Consider the following 3,927-nt stretch of genomic DNA (forward strand, 5'->3'; position numbering starts at 1 on the left):
CAATTATCAATTATCAATTATCAATTATCAATTATCAATTATCAATTAATGAAGCGGGATTATCCTGTAGCATAAGTGCTAAAATACTTTTGGTCTTGGTTATTAGGTCAATAGGTAATACGAATCAATCTTACTCTTTTGCCAACAATTTGCTATTTTTTATAGATAAGGCAGTTAGCCTAACAGTTTCTAGGTGGAGCGGTCGGATTAGTTAACCTATAATTAACTCTATAAGTCCCGCGTTGTCGCATTTGCGCAACGTCCGGAGGAGGTCAAACTTCTAAGCCTATTCAACAGTAAAGCTATGGTAAGTGGTGGTTTGTTTACCCAACCCTTACAGTCAGAAGTCAGGAGATCAGGTTGCAAGTCCATTAGCAATATACTAATCTTGTTAAAATTCAATCAATTCTAATTAACCAATGGGTTATTAAACTTTTTCTGGTATACTTGCTTCCAACTTTAGACAGTTTCTACCATCTATTTGCAAACTATAGTCTACACGATCCATCAATCTATTCATAATCAACCATCCATAACCACTTTCTTGTTTGGCTTCTGGTGTTGGTGGATTATAATCCCCTGTACGATAACCTTGACCATAGTCCCAAATTTCCAAAGCAATATCACGCTCTTTAATTTCTAAGCGTATTAGCACTGGTAAGTGAGGTTGGTCCTTATGAGCATGACGAATCACATTGGAATAAGCTTCCGCCAGCACCAAGCGTAAACGGTTGGATTGACGAGGCCAATCAATATGTTCTCCTAGCTCTACTTCTAAACTGCTTAATAACCAATGTTCGACAATAGTTAAAAAATTGAGGTTGCTTGGCACCTGAAGCTCAGTTTTCATAAATTCAGAGAACCTCCAGAGATAGTATAGTTTGATCGTCTTCCTGAACTTGATTATCGGCTCGGATATAAGCCAATAAGCTATTTAGGTCTAGTTGCTCTTTATGCTCCTGTAGGAGTTTCCATAAACCTTCTTGTTGTAACATGACACGAATTGCTTCCCCACCATCATTAGATTCTTGAACCACTGTAGCTTCAGTGATACCATCACTTGTGAGTAAGAATATATCTCCTGAATCTAAGTCTATAGTACCTGCTTTGCCTTTCCATATTGGTAATATTCCTAGAGGAATGCCACGATCTTTGAGGAAATTTGGTTTGACTTCCTCGGAAGCTTTATTTCCAGCAGCTAGCAGTGCAGTTTTAGACCAGACCAAAGGATATATATGGCCAGCATTAGCATAAGCTAATAATCCAGTTTCTGGTGTATAGCGAGCCAAGACCATTGTAATGAAGCAATTATTACTAATTAAATCATCTGAAAGACTGCTATTGAGATTTTGCATTACTTCATAGGGATCTGGGGGATTTTCTTGAGAAAGTTCTCGCCTCATTACAGAAATGGCACTAGCCATAAATAAAGCAGCAGGTACTCCCTTACCAGAAACATCTCCTAATGCTAACCATATTTCTCCTTGAGAGTGAGTATAAACTTCAAAAAAATCACCTCCTACTTCTCTAGCAGGATAGCAACAGCCTTGTATCTTAAATGTTTCAAAGTCTGGCCAACTTTGACGTAATAAGTTGCTCTGTATCTGACGAGCTACTTCTAGCTCATTACGCATTTGTTCGGCTAGTTCTCTAGTCTTTTGATAGAGTTGAGCTTGCGATAATGCCAAGGCTCCCTGCTCTAATACACTTTCTATAAGATTGACATCTTCAGTAGACCAGAAGTTATTACTATTTTCTTGATTAAGGGCTAAAACTGCTAGTAAATCTTTCTGGTAAATTAGAGGGACTATTAATTTACAACTACTTTTTTCTGAACCTTCTTCAAAATAAGTTTGGCGATTCTCTAATACCTGCAATAATAATTCTTCAGTAATTGGAAACTCGTTTTGAGAATTTTCAGAGTTTTGATAGGAAAAAGACTCAGACATGAGGCGATCGCCTGCTGCTGGCCATAATCTACCTTCTGTGGCCGCAAAAGTTAGTCCCACTGTCTGAACTATTGTCGATAACATACTAGAGTAATCCAATGATTCTCTAATTGCACTCATAACCTCATTCAAAATAGACTCTCGTCGCAGAGCAAGAGTCAAAGCATTAGTGCGTTGCTTCACTACTTTGTAGGTTTCTGAAGCTTGTTGAACTACGACTTTTAGTTCTTCTGGATTCCAGGGTTTTGTAATATACTTAAATACTTTACCTGAGTTGATTGCTTCTACTAAATCTTCTACATCTGTGTAGCCTGTCAGTAGAATCCGAACAGTATCTGGAAATGTTTCTAAGGTTTTACCTAAAAACTCTGTACCATTCATTTCTGGCATTCTTTGGTCAGAGATAATCAGTGCCATTTCTCCTACTTCTTCTAAAACGTCCATAGCACTGAAGGCACTATCTGCTTTATATACCTTAAAGTCCCGCCGAAACGTCCTATACAACAAATCCAGGTTGTCTGGTTCGTCATCGACTACCATCAATTTTAGTTTCGTTTCTCGCCGACTCATGCTATAATTTGGCTCCCAGAAGTTTTTTTAGTTCTCACACTCTCATTTTGGCCGTTAGAGTATTTTATAACAAAATATTTTTGCTTTACAAAATAATATAGTGGCTGTAAAATTTGATAAATTTGGTCATCACTTGTTCCGGTCATTAGCTTTATGTAAGGAACTAAATTTGAGTGATTTAATGACTTTACATAAAATTGTAATCTTTAATAAATGTAGTTTTGAGCATCGGTTTGATTATTTCAATCCTATCTATACTTGGAAATAATGTTGATTATCAGCAATTATAGATAAAGTACGATTTAGCAATTCAGTTTTTTTATATATATTATTTTGTGTAAATTCCCTGATATATACCTAGCTCAACTTTTCTGCCAATCTTAGTTTAGCAGAACGTGCTCGTGGATTCGTTGATATTTCATTATCTTGAGGCTGGATGGGTTTTTTTGTCAACACCTGTAAAACGGATGAGTCTCTAAAACCATGTTTAACTAAACGGTCTTCTAAACTATGAAAGCTAATAATTCCTATTCTACCCTTAGTTTTTAGCCAGTTAGGAGCATTCTTGAGGAAAGTTTCTAGGCTAGAAAGTTCCTGATTTACTTCTATTCTGAGAGCTTGAAAAACACGAGTAGCTGGATGTATTCTACCATAACGGTATTTCCGAGGTACTGAATGGGCGATCGCTTCTGCCAACTCAGTTGTTGTTTCAAAAGGACGACGTTCTACTATTCTTCTAGCAATACGTCTAGATAGACGTTCTTCTCCATAAGTATAAAAAATATTTGCTAACTTGGCTTCTTCCCAGTGATTAACTATTTCGGCTGCTGTTATAGTTTGTTGCTGGTTCATCCGCATATCTAATTGGGCACCATACCGGAAACTAAAGCCACGTTCTGGGGTATCCAACTGTACAGAACTTATACCTAAATCAGCTATTATACCATCAAACTCAAGATTTTTAGGTTGATAATCAGCAAAATTGCCATACCAAAATTGGATGTTAGAGCTGTAATCGGCCAATGAGGTTTGGCAATAGGCGATCGCTTGTTCATCTTGGTCAATAGCGATTAATTTAACGTCTGGAGCAGCAGCTAGAATTAACTGAGCATGGCCACCAAACCCTAATGTTGCATCTAAGTACAGACCTCCTGGACGGATTGCTAAACCAGAAATTAATTCATTAGTTAGAACTGGTACATGGTTCATTAAGATAAAAAATTAGTATTATATTAGATTTATTGCAAAAGTAAAAGTAACATAACTTAGGCATTTTTGAGAAATAAACACTACATATCTATAACGTTATAGTTGTTGAACACTGTATCTAGTGTTTTACTATCAGTCTGAGGAGAGAAATCTTTGGTAAATTTTTCCGGGAAATCTCTTATCAATTTTTTATTATCTA

The 3,927-nt window shown here is 36.6% G+C and carries 4 protein-coding genes; 1 reads left to right on the top strand and 3 read right to left on the bottom strand.

Features of this window, described 5'->3' with window-relative positions; translation table 11 throughout:
• A partial coding sequence (locus ACP6PK_RS09630; protein WP_426559412.1) for a hypothetical protein occupies positions 1-215 on the top strand: 215 nt, incomplete at its 5' end.
• Between the two features lie 212 nt (positions 216-427).
• Here ACP6PK_RS09630 and ACP6PK_RS09635 read toward each other — a convergent pair.
• The 3 genes from ACP6PK_RS09635 to rsmH form a co-directional block, all read right to left on the bottom strand.
• On the bottom strand, positions 428-850 hold the full coding sequence (locus ACP6PK_RS09635) for an ATP-binding protein (protein WP_094671770.1): 423 nt from the start codon (positions 848-850) through the stop codon (positions 428-430).
• A 4-nt stretch (positions 851-854) separates the two neighbouring features.
• A complete protein-coding gene (locus tag ACP6PK_RS09640; RefSeq protein ID WP_426559413.1) occupies positions 855-2,519 on the bottom strand; it encodes a SpoIIE family protein phosphatase in 1,665 nt (554 codons plus the stop codon).
• A 357-nt stretch (positions 2,520-2,876) separates the two neighbouring features.
• The gene (rsmH, locus tag ACP6PK_RS09645) at positions 2,877-3,728 is read right to left on the bottom strand and encodes a 16S rRNA (cytosine(1402)-N(4))-methyltransferase RsmH (RefSeq protein ID WP_426559414.1); all 852 of its coding nucleotides are present in this window, start codon (positions 3,726-3,728) and stop codon (positions 2,877-2,879) included.
• Positions 3,729-3,927 lie beyond the last annotated feature (199 nt).

Origin of the sequence: Dapis hubbardiae BLCC-M172, assembly GCF_050016015.1 — a bacterium.
In the GTDB taxonomy this organism is placed as follows: Bacteria; Cyanobacteriota; Cyanobacteriia; order Cyanobacteriales; family Microcoleaceae; genus Trichodesmium.

What these genes read in the sequence shown, in the direction of transcription:
- ACP6PK_RS09635 (WP_094671770.1), bottom strand. Translation starts at nt 850, where the DNA reads ATGAAAACTGAGCTTCAGGTGCCAAGCAACCTCAATTTTTTAACTATT.
- ACP6PK_RS09640 (WP_426559413.1), bottom strand. Translation starts at nt 2,519, where the DNA reads ATGAGTCGGCGAGAAACGAAACTAAAATTGATGGTAGTCGATGACGAA.
- rsmH (WP_426559414.1), bottom strand. Translation starts at nt 3,728, where the DNA reads ATGAACCATGTACCAGTTCTAACTAATGAATTAATTTCTGGTTTAGCA.